This window comes from Mycobacterium florentinum (assembly GCF_010730355.1).
In the GTDB taxonomy this organism is placed as follows: domain Bacteria; phylum Actinomycetota; class Actinomycetes; order Mycobacteriales; family Mycobacteriaceae; genus Mycobacterium; species Mycobacterium florentinum.
The window spans coordinates 552569-576921 of sequence record NZ_AP022576.1 but is presented as its reverse complement, the minus strand read 5'-3'; the positions used below and the strand labels follow the sequence as shown (position 1 = coordinate 576921).

Sequence of the window (24353 nt, the reverse complement as noted above, 5' to 3'; positions counted from 1 at the left end):
GCGGCTGCGCGTCCTAAAGACCGGCCTGACGAGCGGTGATTTGAACTACATCTGCCCAGGGAGCAACCGCCGCAGCTGCGTGACATGCGCGGGCGAAAGCTCCTCGAGACAGGTCACGCCCAGCAGCCGCATCGTGCGCAGCACCCCGCTCTCCAGGATGTCGATCGCACGGTTGACCCCCGCCTCACCGCCGGCCATCAGCCCGTAGAGATAGGCCCGCCCGACCAGCGTGCACCGCGCCCCCAGCGCGATCGCCGCCACGATGTCGGCGCCCGACATGATGCCGGTGTCCACCAGGATCTCAGTGTCCTTGCCGAGCTCGCGCGCCACCGTCGGCAGCAGATGGAAGGGCACCGGGGCCCGATCCAGTTGTCGTCCACCATGATTGGATAACACGAGGCCGTCGACACCGCGCTCCACCACGGCACGGGCGTCCTGCAGCGTCTGGATGCCTTTGACCACGAGCTTGCCGGGCCATTGCTCCTTGATCCAGGCCAGGTCGTCGAAGGTCAGGCTGGGGTCGAACATCGTGCTCAGGTACTCGCTGACGGTGCCCGGCCAGCGATCCAGCGATGCGAATGCCAGCGGTTCGGTGGTCAGCAGGTCGAACCACCACTTCGGGTGCGGTACCGCGTCGAGCACGGTGCGCAACGTCAAGGACGGCGGGATCGTCATGCCATTGCGGTTGTCGCGGAACCTCGCCCCGGAGACCGGCACGTCGACGGTGGCGAGCAGGGTGTCGAATCCCGCGTCGGCGGCACGCTTGACCAGCGCCATCGACCGCTCCCGGTCCTTCCACATGTACAGCTGAAACCATTTGCGGCCCTGCGGGACCGCCGCGACCAGGTCTTCGATCGCACAGGTGCCAAGCGTGGAAAGCGAGAACGGAATGCCGGCTCTGGCCGCCGCGGCGGCTCCGGCGATCTCGCCTTCGGTGTGCATCAACCGGGTGAACCCGGTCGGTGCGATGCCGAATGGCAACACCACGGGGTGGCCCAGCACGTTCCAGCCGGCGGTGACATTGCTGACGTCGCGCAGGATCGTCGGGTGAAACTCGATGTCGCGGAAGGCTTGACGGGCGCGCGCGAGCGACAGCTCATCCTCGGCCGCGCCGTCGGTGTAGTCGAATGCCGCCTTGGGGGTCCGGCGTTTGGCGATGCGCCGCAGATCGTCGATCGTGAAGGCCGCGTCGAGCCGGCGCCGGGTCGCGTCGAACTGCGGCCGCTTGAACTGCATCAGCGGGGCCAGGTCGCGGGCTTTGGGCATGCGTCGTTTGACCACCATGTGTGTCACCGTAGTCATATGGATTCGGCAGACGATCCCTTCGATCTGACACGATTCGTTGTCGCCCAAACCCCGGTCTACCCCTCCGTCGTCGCGGAGCTGCGCGACGGACGAAAACGCGGGCACTGGATGTGGTTCGTGTTCCCGCAGCTGCGTGGCCTGGGCAGCAGCCCGACGGCGGTCCACTACGGCATCTCGTCGCTGCAGGAGGCTCGCGCGTATCTAGGACATGAGCTGCTGGGACCGCGATTGCGTGAGTGCACCCAGCTGGTCAATCAGGTGCGAGGCCGCTCGATCACGGAGATCTTCGGCTCACCCGACGATCTCAAGCTGCGTTCGTCGATGACGTTGTTCGCCCTGGCGACCGACGATCCTCAGGATTTCACCACGCTGCTCGAAAATTACTACCGCGGCGAACAGGACGCCCTGACGCTGGCCCAGCTACGCGACTAAGCGGGCCGCAGGATTCGCCAGCCGCGTGGTTCGACGGTCACCTCGCCGACTACATCGCTGGGCGGGGCCGCCGATCCGGCGACCACTTCGGCGCGAGCCGGGCCCAACTCCGAGAGCTCCAGCGGCAGCGGCTCGTCGCCGATGTTCAGCGCAACCAGCAGTGCGTCATCGCCGCTGCGCGTCTCGTAGACGTAGTGCTGGTTGGCCAGCCGCAGGGCCGTGGTGGTGGCCGCATGCAGCCAGGGGTGGCGACGGCGCAGTCCCACCAGGAACCGGTGCAGTCGCCACATCTCGGCACCGAAGTCGTCCAATGGCAATGGGGGAGAGCCGAACTCCGGGCGAATCGCGTCATCGCCGCCGTAGCGCTCCTCTTTGACGGCCCGGAATCCGAACTCGTCGCCGGCGTACACGCTGGGCACCCCGCCGACCGTCAACAACAGCACCAGCGCGTGTGGCACCTGATCGGTGTTGTCCAGCCGGCTCGCGATGCGCGTGACGTCGTGATTGCCGATGAACGTCAGCGGCGCGAAGCTGGCCAGAAACGTGTTGTGCCGCTGCAGGGCCCAGTCGAGCTCGAAGAAGTTGCCGTCGTTGAGGCTGCTCCAGATCGCCTTCCACAGCTCGTACTGGGTAGCCGAGTCGAAGGTGGCCTGCTCGACGATCGCCGCATAATCGCCGTGGATGAGTTCGCCGACGAACCAGGCGCCGGGGTGCAGCGTGCGTACCCTCGGCAATGTCTGTGCCCAGAATTGTGGCGGCACGGCATAAGCCGCGTCCAGACGCCAGCCGTCCGCGCCCCGTTGCAACCAGTGCGCCATCACGTCGACGACGTAGTCGCCGACGTCCGGGTTGCCGTGATTGAGGGTAATGAGCTCGGAGTGCCCCTCGAAGGTGTGAAATCGCCCCGGGCGCCCATGAAACCAGCGCGCCGCCGCGTCGTCGTGCGTCGCGTCCCGGTAGCGCGAGAAGTCCGTCCCGACATGGTTGAAGACGCCGTCGAGCAGCACCCGCAGGCCGCGGACGCGCGCTTGGGCAATCAGATAGTCGAAATCGTCGTCGTCACCGAGCCGGGGGTCGATCCGGTAATGGTCGGTGGTGTCGTAACCGTGTGTGCGCGAGGCAAAGATCGGCCCCAGCGCGATTCCGGATGCCCCCAGCTCGATGGCGTGATCGAACCAGTCGACGAGCCGCCGCAGCCGATGTTCGCCCGGACCCGCCTGCGTCGATCCCTCGGGGGTCCGAAAGGCTCCCACGAACCCCAAGGGATAGACCTGCCACCAGATCGCGTGCGCTACCCAGGCCGAAGACACCAAGCGATCAGCCGACGCTCGCCAGTGTCTGCGCGGTGGTGATCGCCTGTGCCACACCCGAAACGATCGCGGCCGCCTTCAGGGCTTCCAGGATCGCTTCCCGGTCAACACCGGCCTCACGCAGGGTGTGCTCGTGCGCGACAACGCAATGCGAACAGCCATTGATCGAGGACACCGCGAAGGACCACAGCTCGAAATTCGCCTTGTCCACACCCGGGTTGCCGATGATGTTCATCCGCAGTCCGGCCCGCAGGTCGTCGTACGCGCCCTCCAGAAAGCCGCGGCCGCGGTAGAAAACGTTGTTCATGCCCATGATGGACGCCGCGCCCAGCGCCGCCTGGTACGCCTCGGCGGACAGGTTGTCCGCCGCCTCGGCGCCAATCTCGGCCAGCACCTGGGTGTTTCGCGTTGCCGCCGCACTCGCGAGCAGCGTGCCCCACAGCTGCTCATCGTTCAACACGGTGCTGCGGGCGATCGAGCCCAGGTTGAGCTTGAGGTCCTTGGCGTACTCCGGCAGCGCTTCTTTCAGATTCTCGATGCTCATTACGCGGACGCCTTCAGCAGCTCGCCGGCGTTGAGCGTCGGGTCGCCCTTGCGCCAGTTGCAGGCACACAGCTCATCGGATTGCAGAGCGTCCAGGACCCGCAGCACCTCGTCCACGTTACGCCCCACGGATCCTGCGGTCGCCGAGACGAATTGGATCTCGTTGTTGGGGTCGACGATGAAGGTCACCCGGTCGGCGACGCCGTCGGCGTTGAGCACGCCGGTGGCCAGCGCGAGTTCGCGCTTGATGTCCGAGAGCATCGGGAACGGCAACTTCTTGAGGTCCTCGTGCTGGGCGCGCCACTGGAAATGCACGAATTCGCTGTCCACCGAGACGCCGAGCACCTGCGCGTCACGATCCTCGAACTCGTCGTTCAGCTTGCCGAACGCGGCGATCTCGGTCGGGCACACGAAGGTGAAGTCCTTGGGCCAGAAGAAGACGATTCGCCACTTGCCCTCGTAATCGTCGCTGGAGATGGTCTTGAAGTAGTCCTCGGGTTGCTGAGCGTCGACCTTCGACAGGTCGCCGCCGATCAGCCCGGTGAGCTCGTAGGCGGGAAACTGGTCGCCGATCGTTAGCAGTGTCATGTCCGCTCCTTATCTGGATCTAGTCAAGTTTGGGTGTCTGCCACCATATTGCCGGGAGCGGTGTCTGAAGTAAAGGTGATATATCGCACTATACTTATAGCCATGACCGATAAGAGTTTTCAGCCGACCCTGGCCGGGCTGCGGGCGTTCACCGCGGTCGCGGGAAAGCACCATTTCGGCGGTGCTGCAACGGATCTCGGCGTCAGCCAGTCGACGCTCTCGCAGTCGCTCGCCGCCCTCGAAACGGGCCTGGGCACCCACCTCGTCGAGCGCTCGACGCGGCGTGTCCGCTTGACACCGGAAGGCGCGCAACTGCTGCCGCTCGCCCAGGCCGTGGTCGAGGCGGCGGAGGCGTTCACCGCCGCCGCGGGGGGCACCTCGGATCCATTGCAGGGCACCCTGCGGCTGGGCATGATCCCGACGGTCGCGCCCTACGTCCTGCCCACCGTGCTGGCCGGATTGTCCAGTCGCCTCCCCGAACTGACGCTGCGGGTGATCGAAGACCAGACCGAACGTCTACTGACGGCCCTGCGTGGCGGATCGCTGGATGCCGCCCTGATCGCCCTGCCCGCCGACGTCGCTGGGATCACGCAGGTTCCGATCTACGAGGAGGACTTCCTGCTCGCGGTACCGCCCGGACACCCGCTGTCGGGCAAGCGCCGGGTGCCCGCGTCGACGTTGGCTGACCTGCCGCTACTGCTGCTCGACGAGGGCCACTGCCTGCGCGATCAGGCCCTGGACGTCTGCCAAAAGGCCGGTGTCCGAGCCGAACTCGCCGACACCCGGGCCGCTTCGCTGGCGACGGCGGTGCAATGCGTGACCGGCGGGCTGGGGGTAACGCTGATCCCCCAGAGCGCCGCGCCCGTCGAAGCCGCGCGCAGTCAGCTCGGGCTCGCGCAATTTGCGACTCCACGCCCGGGCCGTCGCATCGGGCTGGTGTTTCGCTCGTCGAGTGGCCGCGACGAATCCTATCGGCGGCTCGCCGCCATCATCGGCGAGTCGGTCAGTAGTGAGCAGCAGGTGCGCCTGGTCAAATAACGTCTTATTCGGCAGCGGCGGCCAGCGCGTCCATGAGTGCGTCGACGTTGAGTTGGGGTTGGATCGCGGCCGTTCCCGCCAGGCCCGGAGCGCTGGTTGCCATGGCCGCCGGTGCCGCAACGAACGCGCTCGACGAGCTGGCCACGACGGGAGTGAAGGAGTAGGTGGGGGCGGTGATGACCGTGCCGCTGTTGACGGCGGTGACGAGGCCCGTGCCGGCGTCGATGGTGACTTCGACACCGGCGCCGCCGGCGGTGACAGAGCCGCTGGGGATGGTGATCTCAGCGCCTCCTACCCAGGGCGGGTACACGGTAAAGGTGCCACTCAGGAACGTGAAGCCGTAGGACTCCCTGAGCAACGGAGTTCCGAAGCTGCTGACGACCTGTCCTTGGTACAACCAGGTGGCCAAGCTGTCGACTGTGAATGCGGCGCCATTGCTGGCGGTGACGGGGTTGCCCGGGGTGACGGTGAAGGTCACGCCCGGCTCGAGGGTGGCGCCGCCGGGTGCGATGTTGGCGGTGCTGCCATTGGGCAGGGGCGGGTCGACGAGGTTGGCCTGCTGCGTGGCGAGGCTTTGAACCAGGGATTGGGTGCGGGCGCTGGTGGTGTTGGCGGTGGTTTGGGCCAGTGAGCGGGCCTGGTCGTCTTGCCCGGACGGGTTGGTGGTCTGTGGCGGTTCGTCAAACGCCTGCAAGGTGCTCGCCGCGGAGGCGTCGGCGGCGTAGCTGTACATGGCGGCGGCGTCTTGCACCCACATCGCCATGTATTCGGCTTCGGTGGCGGCGATCGCGGCGGTGTTCTGCCCGAAGAAGTTGGTGGCGATCAACGCCATCAACAGCGCGCGGTTGGCCGCGATCACCGGCGGGGGCACCGTCATGGCGAACGCGGCCTCATAGGCGGCGGCCGCCGCGTACGCCTGGGTGGCGGTGATGCCGGCCTGGGCCGCGGCGGCCTGCAACCAGGCCACGTAAGGGGCGGCCGCACCCGACATGGCCAGCGCCGACGGACCCAACCAGGCCAAACCGGTCAGCTCAGACACCGACGTGGAGTAGCCCGCGGCACTGGATTCCAGCTCGGCGGCCACCGCATTCCAGGCCGCCGCGGCGGCCAGCAGCGGCCCCGACCCGGGACCGGCATACATCAACCCCGAATTGACTTCTGGGGGTAACAACCCGAAATCCATGAAATCGTGCTCTCGTCGGCCGGCGCGTTCGCCGACCATCGTCGAACGAAGCCACGGCAGTTCGTTCCGGGACCGACTACTGCATTTTTCGCCCGCATCAGGCAACGACTACTGCATTGCGCGGCGCCGCCGACTGTAGGTTCTGCCTATGGAAAAGGTGATCGCGGTGCTGCGGACGGCCGACTTCGACGACGATTGGTGTGCTCGCCAGCGGGGCCCGATCGCGGACGCGCTGTTAGACCTGGGCCTGCCCGGGTTGGCTATCAATGTGCGCGACGCGGCGGTGCGGCACTCGCTGATGACCCTGACGACCATGGACCCACCGGCGGGTGCGGTGGTGAGCATGTGGACGCAGCAGTGCTACGGCGAACAGATGACGGCGGCGCTCAAGCTGCTGGAGGCCGAGTGCGAACAGGTCGCCGCCTACCTGGTGACCGAGTCCGTTCCGCTGGCCACACCGGGCGGCGAGCCCGGTTCGCGCACAGAAGGTTTCGCGAACATTGCGCTGCTGCGCCGGCCCGCGGAGCTGGACGAGGCGACCTGGCTGAACCGGTGGCAACTCAACCAGACCTCGGTCGCCATCGAGACCCAAGCGACGTTCGGCTACACCCAGAACTGGGTGGTGCGAACACTGACTCCCGACGCGCCGGGAATCGCTGCCATCGTGGAGGAGTTGTTCCCAATCGAAGCGGTAACGGATTTGAAGGCGTTTTTCGGGGCCGCCGACGATGACGACCTGCAGGATCGGCTGGGCCGGATGGTCGCCAGCACAACCGCATTCGGCGCCAACGAGAACATCGACACGGTACCGACCAGCCGCTATGTATTCAAGGCAGCCTTTCGAACGTGAGGACCGCAAATGACAACACTCGAAGACGCAGTGGCGCTGGCGGCGGCGGAAAGCGGTCTGGCGGTGATCTCGACGGTCCGTGCCGACAGCACCGTGCAATCGTCGCTGGTCAATGTCGGTCTGTTACGGCACCCGCAGACGGGTGAATCGGTGCTCGGCTTCACCACCTACGGCAAAGTAAAGCTCGCCAATCTCCGGGAGCGGCCACAGCTGGCCGTCACGTACCGCAACGGCTGGCAGTGGGCGACCGCCGAAGGACGCGCGGAGCTGGTCGGCCCCGACGACTCGCAGCCGTGGCTCGCCGACGACGACCAGTTGCGGCTCCTGCTCCGCGAGGTCTTCACCGCCGCCGGCGGAACCCACGACGACTGGGACGAGTACGACCGGGTGATGGCCCTGGAACGTCGCGCCGTGGTGCTGATCGCACCAACCCGCGTCTATAGCAACGGGTGAGCTCAGGGCGGCGACGTCGCGAGGTTAGGCTGCAGCGGTGACGCTGCTGATCGATGACACCAACCGGGTCCGCACCCTGACGCTGAACCGGCCCGAGGCGCTGAACGCGTTCAACGAAGCGCTGTACGACGCCACCGCCGAGGCACTGTTGGCCGCCACCGACGATCCGGAGGTTGCGGTCGTCGTCCTGACCGGGACCGGCCGCGGCTTTTCTGCCGGCACCGATCTCGCCGAGATGCAGGCCCGCATCACCGACCCCGGCTTCACTCCTGGCAAACACGGATTCCCCGGCATGATCGACGCGCTGAGCGCGTTTCCCAAGCCGCTGATTTGCGCCGTGAACGGTATCGGAGTGGGAATCGGCGCCACCATCCTCGGCTACGCCGACCTGGCGTTCATGTCGTCGACCGCCCGGCTGAAGTGCCCGTTCACCAGCCTCGGCGTGGCCCCCGAGGCGGCCTCGTCCTACCTGCTGCCGCAGTTGGTGGGCCGCCAGAACGCCGCATGGTTGTTGATGTCCTCGGAGTGGGTGGACGCGCAGGAGGCCTTGCGGATGGGCCTGGTCTGGCGGGTCTGCGAGCCGGACGAGCTGCTGGACGAAACCCGTCGGTATGCCGAAATCCTTGCCTCCCGGCCGGTTTCGAGCCTCATGGCGGTCAAACACACGATGACAGAACCGATTCGGCCCGGGATCGTGGCTGCGACCGCGCGGGAGAACGCGCACTTCGCCGAGCTGATGGGCGCCCAGGCCAACGCCGCGGCCCTCGCGGATTTCACTGAGCGAAAAAGGAATTAACGAAACGCGACAGGGCTAGAGCGACGCCGCGGATTCCAGCTCGGGTTCGTGTTTCTTCGATGCCTCGATGATCGCCCGCAACGTGCGTCGGCACCGTCCGCAGTCACCGCCCGCGCCGCACGCCGCGGCCACCTCCTTGGAAGTGGAGGCCCCACGCGCGACGCATTCGGCCACGGTGTGGTTGGTGGCACCGACGCACAGGCATACGTACATCAGCGCACCTCACCGACGCGGACAAGCCTCATGTTAAGTAAGTCTAGCCTAATTAGGTTAGACGGACCTAACCACTCGCCGTGTTGCTATTTGAGCTAGTGAGCGCAGCCATACCTTGCTGGAACTATTCCAATTTGCGTGGCAAAGTGCTGCTACGGCTGGCATGGTGCGCTCCAGCCCAGCGCCCATGCCGCGCTCTGACATACAGCCCTGACACCGGAGGAGTGATCATGCAAGGGGATGCCGACGTTCTGCGTCTACTCAACGAGCAATTGACCAGTGAACTCACCGCGATCAACCAGTACTTCCTGCACTCGAAGATGCAAGAGAACTGGGGCTTCACCGAGGTAGCCGAGCACACCCGTTCGGAGTCCTTCGACGAGATGCGCCACGCCGAGGCGATCACCGATCGCATCTTGCTGCTGGACGGCCTGCCGAACTATCAGCGCCTCTTCTCATTGCGCATCGGCCAGACGCTGCGCGAGCAATTCGAGGCCGATCTAGCCATCGAGTACGAGGTGTTGGCGCGGCTGAAGCCCGGCGTCATCATGTGCCGCGCGAAAGAAGACAGCACCAGCGCCTTCCTGCTGGAGAAGATCATCGCCGACGAGGAAAACCACGTCGACTATCTGGAGACGCAGCTGCAACTGATGGAGAAGCTGGGCGAGCCGCTGTACTTGGCGCAATGCGTTTCCCGCCCGCCGGGCTCGATCGCGTAACCCGAGGATTCCCCCGGGCACCCGTTAGCATCGAACGCCGACGGGAAGGCAGGCATGACGAGCCCGAGAGCGGCATCTAGCGCGGCGACCCAAGCCAATCCCGTCATCGGGGATCCGGCAGCCAGCGGCGCGCTGATCACCCCGCAACGGCGGAACCTGATCTTCGTCGCGATCGTGCTGGGGATGCTGCTCGCGGCGCTGGCGGAAAGCGGCGCACCACCCGAGGCGGTCAGTTCACCGGGAGCCCTGCATCGCCAGCCGCATGAGGTGGCCGCCCCCATTGTGGCGGCCTATTCCGAGTCGCTGACCGAGGTGTTCTTCTGGGCGGCGCCGGTCGCCCTGCTCGGATTTGTCCTCGCGTTGTTCCTGCGGGAGATCCCGTTGCGTGACATCCACAACAGCGCAGTCGATCTCGGTGACGGATTCGGGATGCCGACCACCGATACCCCGGAACGGCTGCTGGAGAACGCGATTGCGCGAATGCTGCGCGGTGACCCCGGTGTTCGGTTGCGCAGCATCGCGATGCTCGAACCCACCTTCGGGCGCCTGGTCGCGGGCGGCTACGCGCAGCGCGACGGCGATCAGATGTGGCTGACCCCGGCCGGCGCCCAGCAGGTCGATTACGTCTATTCGTTGCTGCTGGGCTGGATCGTCGACAAGCTGTCCCGTTCGCCCGGCTATCAGGGCCGGCCGGACCGCCGCGAAGTCGAAACCGCGCTGCAGCACATCGCCCACCGCGTTCTGGCACAACGCGATTGGCACGACGACGCGCCCAGCACCGGCCGGCTTGAGGCCGGTACCGGTGGCCGATACTAGAACGTGTTCCAAAAATCGGGCGCTCGGGCGTACCATCACGCCATGAGCCGAATCGGAACGTTCGCTGACGACGACATCTACAGCTGGGCCACGAAGTCTCCGGACCTCGGTGGCGCGATCGCCAACTTCAGCCAGGCCGTGTACACCAAGAACCGGCTGCCGATGCGCACCCGCGAAATCGCCCGCGCCGTGATCGCCCACGACAACGAATGCACCGTGTGCATGAACACCCGCGACGCCGACGGGCCGGCCGCGGGCGTCGACGAAGAGCTCTACGAGCACGCGCTTGAGTGGCGCACCTGGCCCGGTTTCAGCGAGCAGGAAAGGCTGGCGGCCGAGTTCGCGCACCGGTTCGGCACCGAGCACACCAAGTTGCGCGACGACGAAGACTTCTGGACCCGGGCCAACGAGCACTTCTCCGAGGAGCTGCTCGCCGACCTCGCCATGTCCTGTGCGCTCTGGGTCGGCATGGGACGGATGCTGCGGACCCTCGACATCGGCCAGACCTGCATGCTGACCCTGCCCAGCCGGGCGTAGTCGCCGACCGCGCCCGCCGGTAAGGCTGCGATGACGGCCATGCACCGTGCCGCGGCGGCGGTCGCCCAGCTGGAGGCCGAGGGCGTTGACACCGTCATCGGCACCGTCGTGAACCCCGCCGGCCTCACCCTGGCCAAGACCGTGCCGATCCGGCACGTCAGTACCTTCGCCGATCCGGGCCTGGGTGCCAGCCCGTCGTGGCATGCCTTCGCCGCCGACCAGACCGGCATCGCCTTTACCGAGTCGGCCGGGGTGATCGGCGATCAGCGGGTGCGCATCGACCCGTCGGCCCTGCGCATCATCGACGACGGATTGGCATGGGCGCCCGCGGCATTCTTCGAGCAGGACGGCACACCGGTCGCCACCTGTGGCCGTGGAACGCTGAGCCGGGTCGAGACCGCCCTGCGCGACGACGGCCTCGAGGCCACCGTCGGCCATGAGATCGAGTTCGTTCTGGTCGACCCCGACGGCGGCCGGCTGCCGTCGACCATGTGGGCGCAGTACGGCCTCGCCGGTGTGCTCGAACACGAGGCGTTCGTCCGCGATGTCATCGCCGCGGCCGCGGCGTCGGGCGTGGGGATCGAGCAGTTCCATCCCGAGTACGGGGCCAACCAGTTCGAAATCTCGTTGTCGCCGCTGGCGCCGGTTCCCGCGGCCGACCAGTTGGTGCTGACCCGAATCATCATCGGCCGCGCCGCGCGTCGCCACGGCCTGCGGATCAGCCTGTCGCCGGTGCCCTTCGCCGGTAGTGTCGGATCCGGTGCACACCAACACTTCTCGCTGACAAGCCCCGATGGTCCGCTGTTTTCCGGCGGACCGGGTCCCGGCGGCATGGCACCGGCGGGACAGAGTGCGCTCGCGGGGGTGGTTCGCGGCTTACCCGAGGCCCAGGGCGTGCTGTGCGGGTCGATCGTGTCCGGTTTGCGCATGCAGCCGGGAAACTGGGCCGGGGCCTACGCTTGCTGGGGGATCGAGAATCGTGAGGCCGCAGTGCGTTTCGTCAAGGGCGGAGCCGGCAGCGCATACGGGGGAAATGTAGAGGTGAAGATCGTCGATCCGTCGGCGAACCCGTACCTCGCATCGGCGGCGATCCTCGGGCTGGCACTCGACGGTATCCGGCGCAACGCGGCGCTACCGCCGGAAACGACAGTGGACCCGGCAAAGCTCTCCGATTCCGAGCGGGAGCGCGCCGGCATCGAGAGTCTTGCCCGGTCTCAGATGGATACGATTGCCGCACTGAATGATTCGGCGTTACTGCGAAGTATTCTGGGCGATCCCGCGCTGGACATGGTCGTCGCAGTCCGGCGTCTGGAGCACGAGCGCTACGGCGACCTCGGCCCCGAGCAACTGGCCGACAAGTTCCGGATGGCGTGGAGCCTCTAGCGGTGGCTGGCTCGTCGGCGCTCGCCCGCCACATCGGCGAAGTGGCATTGATCGACCACCATGTCCACGGCTGCTGGTCGGAGCCGGGGGATCGGCGACGCTTCGAGAACGCCCTCAACGAGGCCAACACCGAACCCCTGGCCGACTCGGGCTTCGATTCACAGCTCGGCTTCGCGGTGCGGGCCCACTGCGCCCCGATCCTGGAATTGCCCAAACACATTGATCCACAAGTCTATTGGGAGCGTCGCAGCGAATTCACCGAAAGCGAGCTGGCGCAGCTGTTCCTGCCGGCGGCCGGAGTCAGCGACTGGCTGGTGGACACCGGAATCACGTCCGGCACAACAGATATCGCCGAATTCACCGCATTGTCCGGTAACCGTGCACACGAGATCGTTCGTCTCGAGCAGGTAGCCGAACAGGCCGCGCAAGCGCCCGGCGATTACGCGTCGGCATTCGAAGCGATCCTCAATGAGCGCGCGCCCGGTGCCGTCGGCACCAAGTCAATCCTGGCTTACCGGGGCGGTTTCGACGGCGACCTGACCGAACCGCGCGCAGCCGAAGTCGCCGAGGCCGCCGACCGATGGCGGGATCTCGGCGGGACCCGGCTACAGGATCGAGTTCTGCTGCGTTTCGGATTGCACCAGGCGTTGCGGCTCGGCAAGCCACTGCAATTCCATGTCGGTTTCGGCGACCGCGACTGCGATCTCCACAAAGCCAATCCGCTTTATCTGCTGGAATTTCTGCGTCAATCCGGCGACACCCCGATCATGTTGCTGCACTGCTACCCCTACGAGCGCGAGGCGGGTTATCTTGCGCAAGCCTTCAACAACGTCTACCTCGACGGCGGATTGAGCATCAATCACCTGGGTGCTCGGGCACCGGCGTTCATCGCCCGGCTGCTGGAAATGGCACCGTTTCGCAAGATCCTGTATTCCTCGGACGGCTTCGGGCCGGCTGAATTGCACTATTTGGGTGCTACGTTGTGGCGCAGGGGGATTCATCGGGTGCTGCACGACTTCGTCGAGGACGGCGAGTGGAGCGAGGCCGACGCGATCCGGGTGGTCGATCTGATCGCCCACCAGAACGCCGCCCGCGTCTATCGGCTCGGCGCGGGCTAGACAACCAGGCCGAGCAGACATCTCGCGTTGTCATCACGATTGCCGATGAATGGGAATTTCCCATTGCGCCATGCGGTTTACTGGAATCGAACCAGCCCGAGCGCGGCGGGTTCGAAGGCATATCAGCTAGGGGGTGGCTTTTTCGATGCGGGCCACGAGCCGGCGGATCGGCTGGCGTGGCCGGCCTACGACGAGCAGCGCCACCACAAGCCCGGGATCGCGAGTGCGCACCGCGAATTGGTTGATACACATGGCCCTTCCGATGCTGGCACTGTGGCTACTGCTGGGCATCCCCAAGGTCGACCTGGAGTGGGACAACCGGGTGGCGCACTTCGTGCTCGTCCTATCGGCGGCCCTGGTGAGCGTGGTGCTGGGCGCCCTGATCGGCCGCGAGGCGCGCACCCGCGACGATGCCCGCCTGTGGCTGGTATCGCTGGTATTTATCACGACGGCCGGCTTTTTCGGGGTGCACGCCCTGTTCACGCCGGGCGTGCTGCTGGAGACCTCCGACGCGGAGTTCATGTTGCCGACGCGGATGGGCCTCGTCCTGGCCGGTGGGATCGCCCTGGCGTCGGCGGTGAATTTCACCCCGTCGAGAAACGCCCGGCTATGGGCGTGGCGAAGACGGCTGTCGACGCTGGTCTGGGTCCTGATGGTGGCCTCGGCGGTCTTGATCCTGTGCGGCACGCTGGACCGATTACCGAATCAAGCGGTGCTGGAAGACTTGGAACAGATCGGGGCGCTGGGCGGCGGAGCGTTGTTCACGGTGGCGGCGCTGGCCTACTTCCCGATCTATCGTCGACGCCCCGCGGTTGTCGTCATGTCGGTGCTCAGCGCCTTCGTGCTGCTGGCCGAGGCGTCGGTGGCGCTGGCACTCGGCATGAGCTGGCACGCGTCCTGGTGGCTGTGGCACGTGCTCATGACGTTGGCCTTCTGTTTCATCGCCTACAGCGCGCGGGTGCAGTTCCGCCGCGAGGGCTCGGTGCGAGGGTTGTTCGATTCACTGGCCACCCAGCAGACCATCGCCGATCTGCGCCGCGATTATGCCGTGGCGCTAGAGGAGATGGTCGACGTGCTGCAGCGCCGCGAGCGTGGCGACCAGGTGCCGCCCGGCGCCGCCGCGGCACGGCTGGCCGACCGGTTCGAGCTATCGGAACAACAGGTCGCGGTCCTCAAGCGCGGCGCGGAGGCGCTCGGCACCGAGCGCGAACGCGTGCGCAAGCTGGGCACCCTGATCGCCCTGGGCCGGGAGTCCAGCGTCATCCAGGACGAGGACGCATTGCTTGCCCGGGTTATGGCGGCCATCGCCGACGCCTTCCCCGGGGACCGATTTCGACTGGGCATCATGCGCGACGGGACGCTCAGTTTTCGCGACGACGCGATATCCGTCGCTGCGCTGGAGCTGCCGCTGATGGTCAAGGGGCAGGTCGCCGGTCTGATCGAGGCGTATCGACCGGACGGCGCGTTCGACGAGGCCGACGTCGCGCTGCTGGGATCGTTCGCCACTCAATCCTCGATCGCACTGGAAAACGCCCGGCTCTACCACCACCTCGACGGCCTGTTCCGCAGTTACATGTCGCCCGCGGTCGCGACCGCGCTGCTCGCCGACCCCGATCAGGCCGGTCTGGGTGGCGCGATCACCGAGGTGACGGTGTTGATGGCCGACTTGGATGGCTTCACCCCATTCGCGGAAGCAACATCTCCGGAGCAAGTGGTCACCATGCTGAATACCTACTACGGCGCGGTCGTTCCGGTCATTCTCGAGTCGGGCGGCACCGTCCTGCAATTCGTCGGCGACGCGGTGATGGCGATTTGGGGTGCTCCGGCTCGCCAGGCCGATCACGCGTTGCGGGCCGCGGGTGCCGCACTCGAGCTGCACTCCGTCGTCGAGGAGGCGGCGTGCGGGCATACCGACTGGCCGCGGTTTCGGGTCGGGATCAACACCGGGCCCGCCCTGGTGGGCAACATCGGCGCCGAGCAGATGCGCAGCTTCACCGCGATCGGGGACACCATGAATCTGGCCGCACGCCTGCAGAACTTGGCCGAGCCGGGCCAGGTGGTGATCGGCCCCAGCACCTCGACCGAGCTCGGTACGACCGCCCGGGTCAGCCGCCATGGCTGGGTGAAGGTCAAAGGCAAGCGCGATCCCGTCCGACTTTGCGTGCTGCACGAATTAGCCTCATAGCAATGCCTTTTCATGTGTTTGCTATGTTTCTCGTCCAACCGATCAACCGGGACCGTTGACGCGGAAATCGTTGGGGTAGTGGAAAAACACCCCATTTCGCGCGATCAACACGCACCAGTGCGACGGTCTTCCACACGACGAAACCTCTTGGCGCAGCTGGATTGACGGCGTAGAATCAGGCGCCTCGGGGTAACTCGGGCATACACAAATCCATATGTCTGGCAACAGATCGTTCGGAAAACGAACGGGGGAACTGAATGTCACGTCACACGAGCAAATTCATCGTCGCCCTTATTCTGGGCTTCACCGCGCTTACGGCATCAGGGTGCACGATCCCACTCACCATCGATTGCGCCCCACTCACCTGCAGCGCCGGATAGCGACCAACCCATTCATCTAGATCGCAAGTAAGCCGATCGCGACCCTTGGGGCGCGCACTCAGTGTGCCGAGCCCGAAGGCGCGACGGTCATGGTGCACCGTCAACCCGGTTGCGCCACAGCATCACTGGTCTCTCGGCGCCGCGATCGTGCGCACTGGCGAATACGTATCCGCGCCGCCAGCGGTCGGCTGATTTTCACGGTGATCATTACACCGGGGGAGTCCGCCAAACTTCGCTTGCAGCACAGTGGATTTCGGCGACGCCTGAGTATACGGCATCGATCCGCGCCCCGGCTCGACCTGCCCTCAAGGCGTCCTAGACAAGCAACATCCGTGATGCGGCTTGTCGTCAGATGCATTCCTGATCAGACGCCGGCCCAATCCGCATGGCGCGAGCGCGCTGGCGGCGGTTCGAACAGGGCCATAGCCGGGGATCCGCGATAATCCCTGCTCGCACAGGGATTATCGCGGAGTCACCCCACGACCGATAAGCGCCTTGCTACGGCGTAAAGACTAAGCCGGAACCACCTGGGTCGATGGTGAGTGGGATCGTGCACCCTGATGCCGTAAGCGCGGTGAAGCCGAGGATCAAGGCGACGACAACTTTACTGCTGAGACGTGACATGGTGTTGCCCCCGTTTCGTCTAAGGACAATCTGTTACCAGAGAGCCGATCTGTGCCCGAGACACACGTACAATACGACGCCAAAGAGCTTGATCACGAGTGTTTTCCCGAAATCGCCGCAAACTTTTTCCCGCTATTGCATTCAATCGGTACGATTCCGCCGCCGCTCGCAGGAACCCCGGTATGTGCCATCGAAATCTACTGCAGCGCAACCTCTTTCAAATCAAGATCACTGGGAAATCAGCTGGGACAAGGGATGCAGGCCGGAGGCGGTCGGAAGATCGGCCGGACTACCCGCGTGTCCGCGACCGCAAGGGCTCGATTTGTGGGTGCGGCGAACCACTCCGGGGTGACGACGAGACGGTCGAGAACGGTTTCCTAGCCGATTTTCGTGATGGCAATCCGGACTAGCCCCAGTGCGGGGGCACTTCACTACCCGGGCAGTCGCCGTATCGGCAGTTAATATCGTGTACCCGCCTGCGGACGACCTTGCCGTCGGCGTCGCGGACGTACTCGACTGTGGCCTCGGCTGCCCGCCGGCAATGCGGGCAGACTTCCATTTCGGTTTCGAAGCGCGCCATCAGGTCCTCCTCCCCGTCGCGATGCAATTAAAGCGTCGCAGATGAACACGCCGTAGGTAGCGGTTGGCGCCCGACTTCGACGAGCCACGGCGCCCAGCCATCCACAGACCGATATTGAGGCGGCGCCGCACCCAATCCCCGTCGGCGGGGCCGCCCAGATCGCGCTGCTGCTGTCTGGGCGGCGATGCAGCGCACGTCTGTCCGGGCCGCAACCATCGGCGGCCCGGACAGACGACGAACACCGCAACGGCACGATTGGAAAAGTGCCGCCCTGGGGTACCTCAACGCACTAGGTGTGCTCGCCAAGCCAGCAGACGCCGTGCCGGCCCCACGCGCCCGTGGCGCGGAGCGGCTGGCTGCTGAGAATGCGTTGGCGAACACCCGCACCGCGCGGACACACATGATGCCTACCCGAGGGCGTCATGTCGTGTAGAGGGCCCCGCACCATAGCAAACAACTTGACTAGCGTTCACCCGCGCGTGACCAGAGCACAGTGCGACAAGCCACGTGAACTTACATCGAGATGGTGATCAGCGATAGAACCGGCGTGCATCCCGTCGCCGCGACGGCGGTAAAGCCAAGGATTACGGCGACACTGATTTTGCTGGTTACGCCCGACATAACACACTCCATTCGTCCCGGTTTGCACCCGACTCAAGTAGGAGCCGGGTTTTTGGTGTCAGGAGGCGCAAAAAACGGCCGCTCCTGACTCCGAACAATAATTAGCTGGCATGAAGGCGCCCACCATCGCATTCAGACCCGAATCGGCCGGTGCCGATAGTAACCCGAGATCTACTAGACATGCTAGCTTTACCATGAAGTAATGTGCCCGTGTCGCTGAGTGAAGCGATGCTCAGGTCCGTCCGACCGGCAGAAAATCTCACTGACGTGCACTGTTGTCCGTCGATCGGCAGCACATGAAAAGCCCTCGGCCGAGATTTTTACGTTCGCGAAAACCATGGGACTATCCCGCGGTTTCGCGGGACTCAAAAGGAGCCACCGGAAAGGCTGGCGAGCATCCGGAGCCCATCGGCGCGGCATAGTCCAGGATCAAAGCCGCACGAACTTTGCTGGTAACGCGCGACATTAAGCAGTCCGTTCATCAAGGTTTCACCCGGCCCAAATGAAGCCGCATCAGCCGCGACGTCGGCGGACGCAATCAGGGCCATCTCCGGGCCTTCAGGACTGGTAGCTGGCGCAGAATCGCCCGCCACCGCATTCAGTCCCGATGCGGTGCACACGGTAGCCAATATGGGTTGCGGGGCTAGGTATCGCCACGTAACTGCGACTGTCGTCGAACAGAACAAATCCGCTCGAACGCGCGCCATCCGCCGCTACTCACCGCAAACTCATATGAGTGACCCGCAGTTGTCTGATAAGGGAGTCTCGCGCCGCCGCGCGGCGGCGCGGGTTCGTCGTCGGCGAGCGCCGGCCGCGCTCGCCGACGACGGCCCGGGATGGACATTCCGCCTTCAAGCGCTTCCGTCGCGCACTTGGCGTCAGCGTGCCTTTTGAGCATCCGCCGACCGCTGACGGCCCGTCCGTCGGGCATCCGCGAGCAAAACCACGTTCCGGGATTAGGCCCGAAGCGAGAAGAATTCCCCGCGGATCACGGCATCAAAAGGAGAAAAGCGACAGGACCGGCGAACATCCCGAAGCCGTCACGGCGGTGAAGCCCAGGATCAAAGCGACACCGACTTTGTTGGTTATGCGCGACATTGCACTCCATTCATCCAGGTATAACCCGGCTCAAGGAAAGCCGGGATGCGGCGTCAGGAGGCGCAGGAAAGGCCGCTCCAGACTCCGAACAACAAATAGCTGGCTTGAAGGCGCCCACCGCCGCATTCAGACCCGATCGGCCGGTGAGGATCATAACCGAGATGAGCTGTGGCGCGCTAGATGATACTCACGGGTAACCAGTATCCGCTTAACTCATCCACGACCGAATGAAAGACGGCTCAGATCAGACCAGTAGCATCGAAAACTCAGGATGTATCGGCGGTCGCCAACGTCTCGAAGTGGTCGGCGGCGCGAAGCTGACCAGGGTGACGCCGTCCGAAATCACGGGCGACCAGGGTTGATGAGCTGGTTGCTGGCTAGTTCGGCGAGGCGCACCGCACCCAAATTCGTGAGACGCCGGGTTTCCGCGAGTGCGGGGGTTGAGGGACGATTTCTTCATGAGCACCGCACCGCGCCGCGGCCGAGTTGCCCCTGGGGGGCCCGGCCTGATTACGCTCGCGCCATAGCCGCTTGTCATCTCAGAAGCCGACGTCAGACGAGCCCTGACGCATCAAATATCCAGCTCACATCGCCATTTGCCAACGCCTCGAAGTGGTTCGGCGGCGCGAAGCTGACCAGGCTGTTCATGTCCCAGTAGTCTTTCCAGACAGTGATTTTGCCGTCGGCGAGTTTATGTACCGTGACGAATCTCAGCACGCCCTGTTCACCCGAGCTGAACGTCCAAGTTTCGGAGTGCTCGTACATCACGTCGGTGCCATTGGACAGCAGCACACCGTCGTGATTCTCGTAGCCCGCGAGGTGTTCGAGTCCCATCTTGAGTCGCTTCACGATGTCTTCGGGCCCGCGCGCCGACACCGCGGGAACCGGCATGTCGACGTAGAGGCAGTCGTCCGCCAAGAACGTCTTGACCGCATCCCAATCCCGCCGCGAAAGCGCCTGCCACAGCCCGAGTACGACGTCCTCAGCCGCGATCATAGAAACTTCTGTCATACCGGCAAATAAACTCGCTCGTGGTGCGGGTGTCAACCATGGTTGCGCAGGCGGATACTCGCGAAGGTGAACCCGTTGCAGCGCTACATCGCCGACGAGATCGCGACCGACCACGTCGATGGCCTGCTGACCAGACGCGAAGCCATGCGGCGGCTGTCCCTGCTCGGGTTGGGGACCGCGGCGGCCGCCGCGCTGCTCACCTCCTGCTCGGTGGCGCGGGACCGGTCGGAGACTCCCAAAGCTGCGCCGGCGCCCGAAACATCAACGGGCCCAGCGCGACCGCCCGGCACGGCGAGCGCCCGGCCCACGTCGCCGATCTCATGGGCCGGTTCAGTGGGTCAGCTGCAAGGCGCGTGGGCGCAGGCCGCCAATTCGAAGGGCGCCGTCCTGGTCATCCACGAGAACAAAGGACTCAACGACTGGGTCCGATCGGTCGCCGGCCGGCTGGCCGGGGCCGGATATTCGGCGCTCGCCATCGACCTGCTCTCGGAAAAGGGCGGGACCGCGGCGTTTCGCGATCCCGCGGAGGCGACGGCCGCGCTGAGCACTATCGAGCCGGAACAGTTCATCCACGACATGAACTCCGGCATCGCGGAATTGAAGCTTCGGGCACCGGGGCGCAAGGTCGGGGTGGTCGGTTTCTGCTTCGGCGGGGGACTGGTGTGGCAACTGCTGAGCGCCGGCGCGTTGGGAGTCTCGGCCGCCGTGCCGTTCTACGGGCCGTTGCCTCCCAACCCCGACTTCGCCGGGTGCAAGGCCGCGGTGCTGGCTATCTACGGCGCCCTGGACAGCCGGGTCACCGGTTCGCAAGCCGCAGCCAAGGCCGCCCTCGACCGGTTCGGGCTGGTCAACGACCTGGTGGTGGAACCCAACGCCGACCACGCCTTCTTCAACGACACCGGCCCCCGCTACAACGCAACGGCCGCGGCCGACGCCTGGCAGCGCCTGTTGGACTGGTTGAGCAGGTACCTGAGTCCTTAGAGGTCGACGGGGGCCATCGATCGCGCCCGGCCGAGTGCTACCGGCAGGCTCGACCAACCCCGCAGTACCCGGGTGTCTCGACGAGTACCGGCACCGGCCGCCCGCACGTCGGGGAACCGGTCGAAGAAGGCCCGCAGCCCGACCTCGCCCTCGGCGCGGGCCAGTGCGGCGCCCAGGCAGAAGTGCCGGCCTCCGGAGAATGCGAGATGCCTTCCCGCATTGGGGCGTTCGATGTCGAAGCAATGCGGATCTCCGAACACGGACGGATCCCGGTTCGCGGCAGCCAGGTAGAGCAGCACCACGTCGCCCCGGTTGACCTGCCTACCCACCAGCTCGACATCATTGACGGCCCTGCGGACGGTGAGTTGCACCGGGGAGTCCAGCCGCAGGATCTCTTCGACGGCGTTCGGCCATAACTCGGGACGCTCGCGCAACGTCTCGAGGTGTTCGGGCGCGTCGAGCAGCATGCGAATCCCGTTGCCCAACAGATTCACCGTGGTCTCGAAACCCGCGGCCAATACCAACGCGGCGATCGCGGTAAGTTCGGTTTCATCCAGATGTGTTTCGGCCGAGCCGCTTTCGGCGGTCTGAATCAGCTGACTCATCAAATCGTCGCCGGGCGAGCGCCGCAGTTGCTGCAAGTGGTCGACGAGCCACGCGTTGAACCCGGCGATCCCTTGCTGCACCCTGCGGTATTGGCGCCACGGCAACCCGATGTCCAGACTCGGGGCGGCCAGCTCGCCGAACTGCAGGACGCGCGGGCGGTCTCGCTCGGGCACACCCAAGATGTCGCTGATGATGGCGACCGGAAGCTGCGAGCAGTACCGCCCGACGACGTCCACCACGCCGGGCTCGCTGGCCAGCTCGTCCAACAGGGTGGCCGCGGTTTCCTCCACGCGGTCCCGCAGCGCGGCGACCGCGCGCGACGTGAACACGGCCGACACCGTCTTGCGGTAGCGGGTGTGATCCGGCGGTTCGGTGGCCAGCAACGAGGGTTCCCGCAGCGGATGCAGCAGGTCGTCGCGGGCGCGGCGCTCCAGCCATCGCACCGGCGCGGGCAGATTCGACCCCAGCACCAGCACCCGGAAGTCGTCGGATCGCAACAGGTTGTGGATCACGCCATGGTCGACAGCGAGATATCCGACGCGGCTTTTCACCATCGGGCCGATTGCGTGCAATTCGTCGCAGAACGGCACCGGGTCGGCGGCGACCCTCGGGTCGGCGATCAGCCTGGCCTGCATGTCGCCGCGACGGAGCCCGATGGTCGCGACGCCCCGGATGAAGCCGTGCATCGCGAGCCAGTGCAATCGCTCCTTCACAGCGCCTCCCTACGGCCGGTGTTCAGCACTCGGCGGTGATTTTGAAGTCCGTGGTGACGACCTTGTTGGGGTTGCTGTTGTTGATGCCGTAGGCGCGGCCGGTGATCGTGTACGCGCTGTTGGCCACGTCGACGCGAGCGTCGCCCACCCCGCCTTGCCAGAAGCTTCCGGTGAATCCGTCGACGTTACGGATCTTCACCCACTGCGGGATCGCCCGAGCGGCGCTGAGCAGCACCACCGCTTCGACCTGGCCGTCGCGGTCAGGGATGTCGATCGTGCGGAAGGACTGCACCTGGCTGCACGCGGGGGGGCGGGCCGCATGGCTGGCACCCCCGATGGTCAGGTGTGCGGCGGCACGCGGCGTCGTCTGGGGCTCCGCGCAGCCCGCGACGCCGGCGGCCAGCACACACCCGACCGCAACCAACCTGTACTGCGCCACTTCCGCTCCTTACTGCCCCTTCGGCATCAGCCCGGGCAGCGATTTGGCGATGCGGCCGCGGACAAACTCGGGGCTGAGGCCCTTGAGCAGGTCGATCATCCGAATGCTCTTCGGCACATACCAATGCAGCCGCTTGGGGTTGTGGTAGGCCTCCCACGCGGCCTCGGCCACACTGGCCGCCGGCATCAGCCGCATAAGGCCCTTTTTCGGCGCGCTGGCGCGCAGCTCGTCAGCGGTCATCGGGGCGCCGCCGTCGGCGGAGTGGTTGGGCGTCGTGGTCAGGATGGCGGTGTCGATCAGACCGGGCAGCACGTCGGCGACCCGCACACCATGGCGATGCCATTCCACGCTCAGCGCTTCGGTCAGTCCCTTGACGGCGTGCTTGGTCGACGAATACACCGCGATGCGCGGCATCCCGTAGGTGGCCGACGACGACGACGTCGAGAACATCAGGCTGCCGGGAGTTTTCTTGAGATAGGGCAGTGCGCCGTAAGCGCCTGTCAGCACTGCTTTGTAGTTCACCTCGACGACGCGCATCGTGGCCTCGTAGGGCACGTCCTCGAACCACCCGGATTCACCGATCCCGGCGTTGTTCCACATCATGTCCAGCCCGCCATCGGCATTGCCGGCGCAGAAGTCGGCCAGGGCTGCGTCCAGATCCGCCTTGACCGTCACGTCGACGGGGCGAGTCCACAGGCGCTCGTCGCCAAGCTCCTGACCGAGCGCCGTCAGGCCGTCAGCGTTGCGGTCGACGGCACCGACCCGCCACCCGTTGGCGTGGAAGAGCCGGACTCCTTCACGGCCCATCCCGCTGCCCGCGCCGGTGATGAAGACCGATTTAACGCTTGGCATACAAGCCTTCCTGGTCAGCCCGCCTCGGCCACATCTTTGATGCGGTTGAGCGTCTTGGTCATATCACGGACGTTGCGGCGCTTGCGCAGAAAGCCGCCAAGCAACCAGTAGACCCCGAGCCAAGGGGCGGGGGTGAGCCGGAAAGACTCGGTCACATCCGTCCCGGAACCCGACGGCGCGAGGCGGTAGTGCCAGTTGTTGACCGGCCTGTCGCCGAGCAAGACCGAGAAGCCGAATTCGCGGCCGGGTTCGCAAGCGGTTACCTCGCAGACCGTCCAATAAACCGGCCCGATCTCGTTTCTCTTAACGTGACCCCGGAATTTGGCACCGAGGGCCGGACCTGTCTGTTCACCCAGCCACTCGGCTTCAAAGACCTCCGGCGAAAACTTCCCGGTGTTGCGGACGTCTGAAATCAGGTTCCAGATCTTGTCCGCGGGTGCCGCCATATGTACAGTCGCCGAACCTTCCATGGCCCGATCCAAACACATGCCCGGGCGTGAACCTAGGCCCCGCCCGATTTGATCATCAGTGCGGGACCGCCGCCTGAATGAGGCCGTTGATGATCTCCTTGATGCCCTGCGCGGGGTGCGAGTACCACCCGATCGGCAGACCCGAGTTAGCACCGCACTTGGGCCAGGGCTCCACACCCTGGTCAGCGAAAAGCCGGTTGGCAACCGCGATTTGCTGCTCGCGCGAGGCCGCGGCGGGATTGCCGACACCGCCGTAACTGGCCCAGGTGGCCGGCTTGAATTGCAGTCCGCCGTAGGCACCGTTTCCGGTGTTGGCGTGCCAGTTGCCGCCGGACTCGCACTGCGCGATCGCGTCCCAGTTGGGTGTGGGCGCCGCGCCGGCCTCGGCGGTCGCCGGGCCTAGCGTCGCCGCGAGGAATCCGCCGATGACGGCGTATTTCACGAGAGGCTTCCCCAAGTTTCTCATGTCAAGCAATTCGGCATGTGTGCAGAAAGCGTTACCGATTTGA

General features: G+C 65.5%; 25 protein-coding genes and 1 pseudogene. 12 read left to right on the top strand and 14 right to left on the bottom strand.

The window, feature by feature from the left end; all coding sequences use genetic code 11:
• Nucleotides 1-45 precede the first annotated feature (45 nt).
• Nucleotides 46-1284: an alpha-hydroxy acid oxidase gene (locus tag G6N55_RS02870; protein WP_085224375.1), complete on the bottom strand. Its 1239-nt coding sequence runs from the start codon at nt 1282-1284 to the stop codon at nt 46-48.
• Nucleotides 1285-1302: 18 nt separating this feature from the next.
• On the opposite strand from G6N55_RS02870, the gene G6N55_RS02865 reads away from it, so the two are divergent.
• Nucleotides 1303-1737 carry a DUF1810 domain-containing protein gene (locus G6N55_RS02865; RefSeq protein WP_085224377.1) on the top strand — a complete coding sequence of 145 codons (435 nt, stop codon included), beginning with the start codon at nt 1303-1305 and terminating at the stop codon, nt 1735-1737.
• Here G6N55_RS02865 and G6N55_RS02860 read toward each other — a convergent pair.
• The 3 genes from G6N55_RS02860 to G6N55_RS02850 are packed head-to-tail and all read right to left on the bottom strand — an operon-like array spanning nt 1734 to nt 4178.
• Nucleotides 1734-3050: an alpha-amylase family glycosyl hydrolase gene (locus G6N55_RS02860; protein WP_139826974.1), complete on the bottom strand. Its 1317-nt coding sequence runs from the start codon at nt 3048-3050 to the stop codon at nt 1734-1736. The genes G6N55_RS02865 and G6N55_RS02860 overlap by 4 nt on opposite strands.
• A gap of 4 nt (nt 3051-3054) precedes the next feature.
• Entirely contained in the window at nt 3055-3591 is a 537-nt protein-coding gene (locus G6N55_RS02855; protein ID WP_085224381.1) for an alkyl hydroperoxide reductase, read from the bottom strand.
• Nucleotides 3591-4178, bottom strand: coding sequence for a peroxiredoxin (locus G6N55_RS02850; RefSeq protein WP_085224383.1), 588 nt, complete (start codon nt 4176-4178; stop codon nt 3591-3593). The genes G6N55_RS02855 and G6N55_RS02850 overlap by 1 nt, the downstream gene beginning before the upstream one ends.
• A 102-nt stretch (nt 4179-4280) precedes the next feature.
• On the opposite strand from G6N55_RS02850, the gene G6N55_RS02845 reads away from it, so the two are divergent.
• The gene (locus G6N55_RS02845; protein ID WP_085224385.1) at nt 4281-5216 is read left to right on the top strand and encodes a hydrogen peroxide-inducible genes activator; all 936 of its coding nucleotides are present in this window, start codon (nt 4281-4283) and stop codon (nt 5214-5216) included.
• Nucleotides 5217-5220: 4 nt separating this feature from the next.
• Here G6N55_RS02845 and G6N55_RS30085 read toward each other — a convergent pair whose 3' ends face one another.
• Nucleotides 5221-6399 (bottom strand): PPE family protein, encoded by a 1179-nt coding sequence (locus G6N55_RS30085; protein WP_163667150.1) that lies wholly within the window; start codon nt 6397-6399, stop codon nt 5221-5223.
• A gap of 148 nt (nt 6400-6547) precedes the next feature.
• Here G6N55_RS30085 and G6N55_RS02835 point away from each other — a divergent pair, with 148 nt between their 5' ends.
• From G6N55_RS02835 to G6N55_RS02825, 3 genes are read left to right on the top strand one after another with little or no spacing between them, the layout of a single operon-like run.
• Nucleotides 6548-7249 (top strand): hypothetical protein, encoded by a 702-nt coding sequence (locus tag G6N55_RS02835; protein ID WP_085220117.1) that lies wholly within the window; start codon nt 6548-6550, stop codon nt 7247-7249.
• A 9-nt stretch (nt 7250-7258) separates the two neighbouring features.
• Nucleotides 7259-7702, top strand: coding sequence for a TIGR03618 family F420-dependent PPOX class oxidoreductase (locus G6N55_RS02830; protein WP_085220118.1), 444 nt, complete (start codon nt 7259-7261; stop codon nt 7700-7702).
• A gap of 37 nt (nt 7703-7739) precedes the next feature.
• Complete coding sequence (locus G6N55_RS02825; protein WP_085220119.1) at nt 7740-8498, top strand: enoyl-CoA hydratase/isomerase family protein; 759 nt, start codon at nt 7740-7742, stop codon at nt 8496-8498.
• 15 nt (nt 8499-8513) lie between these two features.
• Here G6N55_RS02825 and G6N55_RS02820 read toward each other — a convergent pair whose 3' ends face one another.
• Entirely contained in the window at nt 8514-8711 is a 198-nt protein-coding gene (locus tag G6N55_RS02820; RefSeq protein ID WP_085220120.1) for a (2Fe-2S)-binding protein, read from the bottom strand.
• A gap of 230 nt (nt 8712-8941) precedes the next feature.
• Between G6N55_RS02820 and bfr the strand changes: the two genes are divergently transcribed.
• The 5 genes and pseudogenes from bfr (at nt 8942) to G6N55_RS02795 (ending at nt 13284) form a co-directional block, all read left to right on the top strand.
• Nucleotides 8942-9430, top strand: coding sequence for a bacterioferritin (bfr, locus tag G6N55_RS02815; protein ID WP_085220549.1), 489 nt, complete (start codon nt 8942-8944; stop codon nt 9428-9430).
• A 159-nt stretch (nt 9431-9589) separates the two neighbouring features.
• Nucleotides 9590-10246, top strand: a pseudogene (locus G6N55_RS02810) (MFS transporter); the annotation flags it as partial.
• A gap of 42 nt (nt 10247-10288) precedes the next feature.
• Nucleotides 10289-10783, top strand: coding sequence for a carboxymuconolactone decarboxylase family protein (locus tag G6N55_RS02805; protein ID WP_085220121.1), 495 nt, complete (start codon nt 10289-10291; stop codon nt 10781-10783).
• A 30-nt stretch (nt 10784-10813) separates the two neighbouring features.
• The gene (locus G6N55_RS02800) at nt 10814-12166 is read left to right on the top strand and encodes a type I glutamate--ammonia ligase (RefSeq protein ID WP_085220122.1); all 1353 of its coding nucleotides are present in this window, start codon (nt 10814-10816) and stop codon (nt 12164-12166) included.
• Nucleotides 12167-12168: 2 nt separating this feature from the next.
• Nucleotides 12169-13284, top strand: a complete 1116-nt coding sequence (locus G6N55_RS02795; protein ID WP_372517609.1) for an amidohydrolase family protein — start codon at nt 12169-12171, stop codon at nt 13282-13284.
• Nucleotides 13285-13410: 126 nt separating this feature from the next.
• On the opposite strand, the gene G6N55_RS30080 is transcribed toward G6N55_RS02795, so the two are convergent.
• A complete protein-coding gene (locus G6N55_RS30080) occupies nt 13411-13536 on the bottom strand; it encodes a hypothetical protein (protein ID WP_264002026.1) in 126 nt (41 codons plus the stop codon).
• Here G6N55_RS30080 and G6N55_RS02790 point away from each other — a divergent pair.
• The gene (locus G6N55_RS02790) at nt 13535-15469 is read left to right on the top strand and encodes an adenylate/guanylate cyclase domain-containing protein (RefSeq protein WP_085220124.1); all 1935 of its coding nucleotides are present in this window, start codon (nt 13535-13537) and stop codon (nt 15467-15469) included. The genes G6N55_RS30080 and G6N55_RS02790 overlap by 2 nt on opposite strands.
• A gap of 1410 nt (nt 15470-16879) precedes the next feature.
• Here the strand turns inward: G6N55_RS02790 and G6N55_RS02785 are convergent.
• Nucleotides 16880-17053: a 5'-phosphate oxidase gene (locus tag G6N55_RS02785; protein WP_232078908.1), complete on the bottom strand. Its 174-nt coding sequence runs from the start codon at nt 17051-17053 to the stop codon at nt 16880-16882.
• Nucleotides 17054-19324: 2271 nt separating this feature from the next.
• Complete coding sequence (locus G6N55_RS02780) at nt 19325-19768, bottom strand: nuclear transport factor 2 family protein (RefSeq protein ID WP_085220125.1); 444 nt, start codon at nt 19766-19768, stop codon at nt 19325-19327.
• 81 nt (nt 19769-19849) lie between these two features.
• Between G6N55_RS02780 and G6N55_RS02775 the strand changes: the two genes are divergently transcribed.
• Nucleotides 19850-20764: a dienelactone hydrolase family protein gene (locus tag G6N55_RS02775; protein ID WP_085220126.1), complete on the top strand. Its 915-nt coding sequence runs from the start codon at nt 19850-19852 to the stop codon at nt 20762-20764.
• Here G6N55_RS02775 and G6N55_RS02770 read toward each other — a convergent pair.
• The 5 genes from G6N55_RS02770 to rpfC are packed head-to-tail and all read right to left on the bottom strand — an operon-like array spanning nt 20761 to nt 24310.
• Entirely contained in the window at nt 20761-22083 is a 1323-nt protein-coding gene (locus G6N55_RS02770) for a cytochrome P450 (protein ID WP_085220127.1), read from the bottom strand. The genes G6N55_RS02775 and G6N55_RS02770 overlap by 4 nt on opposite strands.
• A gap of 22 nt (nt 22084-22105) precedes the next feature.
• Nucleotides 22106-22522: a lipoprotein LpqH gene (locus G6N55_RS02765; RefSeq protein ID WP_085220128.1), complete on the bottom strand. Its 417-nt coding sequence runs from the start codon at nt 22520-22522 to the stop codon at nt 22106-22108.
• 9 nt (nt 22523-22531) lie between these two features.
• On the bottom strand, nt 22532-23374 hold the full coding sequence (locus G6N55_RS02760) for an SDR family oxidoreductase (protein ID WP_085220129.1): 843 nt from the start codon (nt 23372-23374) through the stop codon (nt 22532-22534).
• Nucleotides 23375-23388: 14 nt separating this feature from the next.
• On the bottom strand, nt 23389-23862 hold the full coding sequence (locus G6N55_RS02755) for an SRPBCC family protein (protein ID WP_163667147.1): 474 nt from the start codon (nt 23860-23862) through the stop codon (nt 23389-23391).
• 37 nt (nt 23863-23899) lie between these two features.
• The gene (rpfC, locus tag G6N55_RS02750) at nt 23900-24310 is read right to left on the bottom strand and encodes a resuscitation-promoting factor RpfC (protein ID WP_085220131.1); all 411 of its coding nucleotides are present in this window, start codon (nt 24308-24310) and stop codon (nt 23900-23902) included.
• Nucleotides 24311-24353 lie beyond the last annotated feature (43 nt).

Excerpts from the sequence above, each read along its gene's own strand:
- G6N55_RS02835 (WP_085220117.1), top strand. The coding sequence starts at position 6,548 with ATGGAAAAGGTGATCGCGGTGCTGCGGACGGCCGACTTCGACGACGAT.
- G6N55_RS02755 (WP_163667147.1), bottom strand. The coding sequence starts at position 23,862 with ATGTGTTTGGATCGGGCCATGGAAGGTTCGGCGACTGTACATATGGCG.
- G6N55_RS02830 (WP_085220118.1), top strand. The coding sequence starts at position 7,259 with ATGACAACACTCGAAGACGCAGTGGCGCTGGCGGCGGCGGAAAGCGGT.
- bfr (WP_085220549.1), top strand. The coding sequence starts at position 8,942 with ATGCAAGGGGATGCCGACGTTCTGCGTCTACTCAACGAGCAATTGACC.
- G6N55_RS02855 (WP_085224381.1), bottom strand. The coding sequence starts at position 3,591 with ATGAGCATCGAGAATCTGAAAGAAGCGCTGCCGGAGTACGCCAAGGAC.
- G6N55_RS02820 (WP_085220120.1), bottom strand. The coding sequence starts at position 8,711 with ATGTACGTATGCCTGTGCGTCGGTGCCACCAACCACACCGTGGCCGAA.
- G6N55_RS30085 (WP_163667150.1), bottom strand. The coding sequence starts at position 6,399 with ATGGATTTCGGGTTGTTACCCCCAGAAGTCAATTCGGGGTTGATGTAT.
- G6N55_RS02780 (WP_085220125.1), bottom strand. The coding sequence starts at position 19,768 with ATGATCGCGGCTGAGGACGTCGTACTCGGGCTGTGGCAGGCGCTTTCG.
- G6N55_RS02790 (WP_085220124.1), top strand. The coding sequence starts at position 13,535 with ATGGCCCTTCCGATGCTGGCACTGTGGCTACTGCTGGGCATCCCCAAG.
- G6N55_RS02865 (WP_085224377.1), top strand. The coding sequence starts at position 1,303 with ATGGATTCGGCAGACGATCCCTTCGATCTGACACGATTCGTTGTCGCC.
- G6N55_RS02805 (WP_085220121.1), top strand. The coding sequence starts at position 10,289 with ATGAGCCGAATCGGAACGTTCGCTGACGACGACATCTACAGCTGGGCC.
- G6N55_RS02870 (WP_085224375.1), bottom strand. The coding sequence starts at position 1,284 with ATGGTGGTCAAACGACGCATGCCCAAAGCCCGCGACCTGGCCCCGCTG.
- G6N55_RS02760 (WP_085220129.1), bottom strand. The coding sequence starts at position 23,374 with ATGCCAAGCGTTAAATCGGTCTTCATCACCGGCGCGGGCAGCGGGATG.
- G6N55_RS02845 (WP_085224385.1), top strand. The coding sequence starts at position 4,281 with ATGACCGATAAGAGTTTTCAGCCGACCCTGGCCGGGCTGCGGGCGTTC.
- rpfC (WP_085220131.1), bottom strand. The coding sequence starts at position 24,310 with ATGAGAAACTTGGGGAAGCCTCTCGTGAAATACGCCGTCATCGGCGGA.
- G6N55_RS02785 (WP_232078908.1), bottom strand. The coding sequence starts at position 17,053 with ATGGCGCGCTTCGAAACCGAAATGGAAGTCTGCCCGCATTGCCGGCGG.
- G6N55_RS02850 (WP_085224383.1), bottom strand. The coding sequence starts at position 4,178 with ATGACACTGCTAACGATCGGCGACCAGTTTCCCGCCTACGAGCTCACC.
- G6N55_RS02800 (WP_085220122.1), top strand. The coding sequence starts at position 10,814 with ATGACGGCCATGCACCGTGCCGCGGCGGCGGTCGCCCAGCTGGAGGCC.
- G6N55_RS30080 (WP_264002026.1), bottom strand. The coding sequence starts at position 13,536 with ATGTGTATCAACCAATTCGCGGTGCGCACTCGCGATCCCGGGCTTGTG.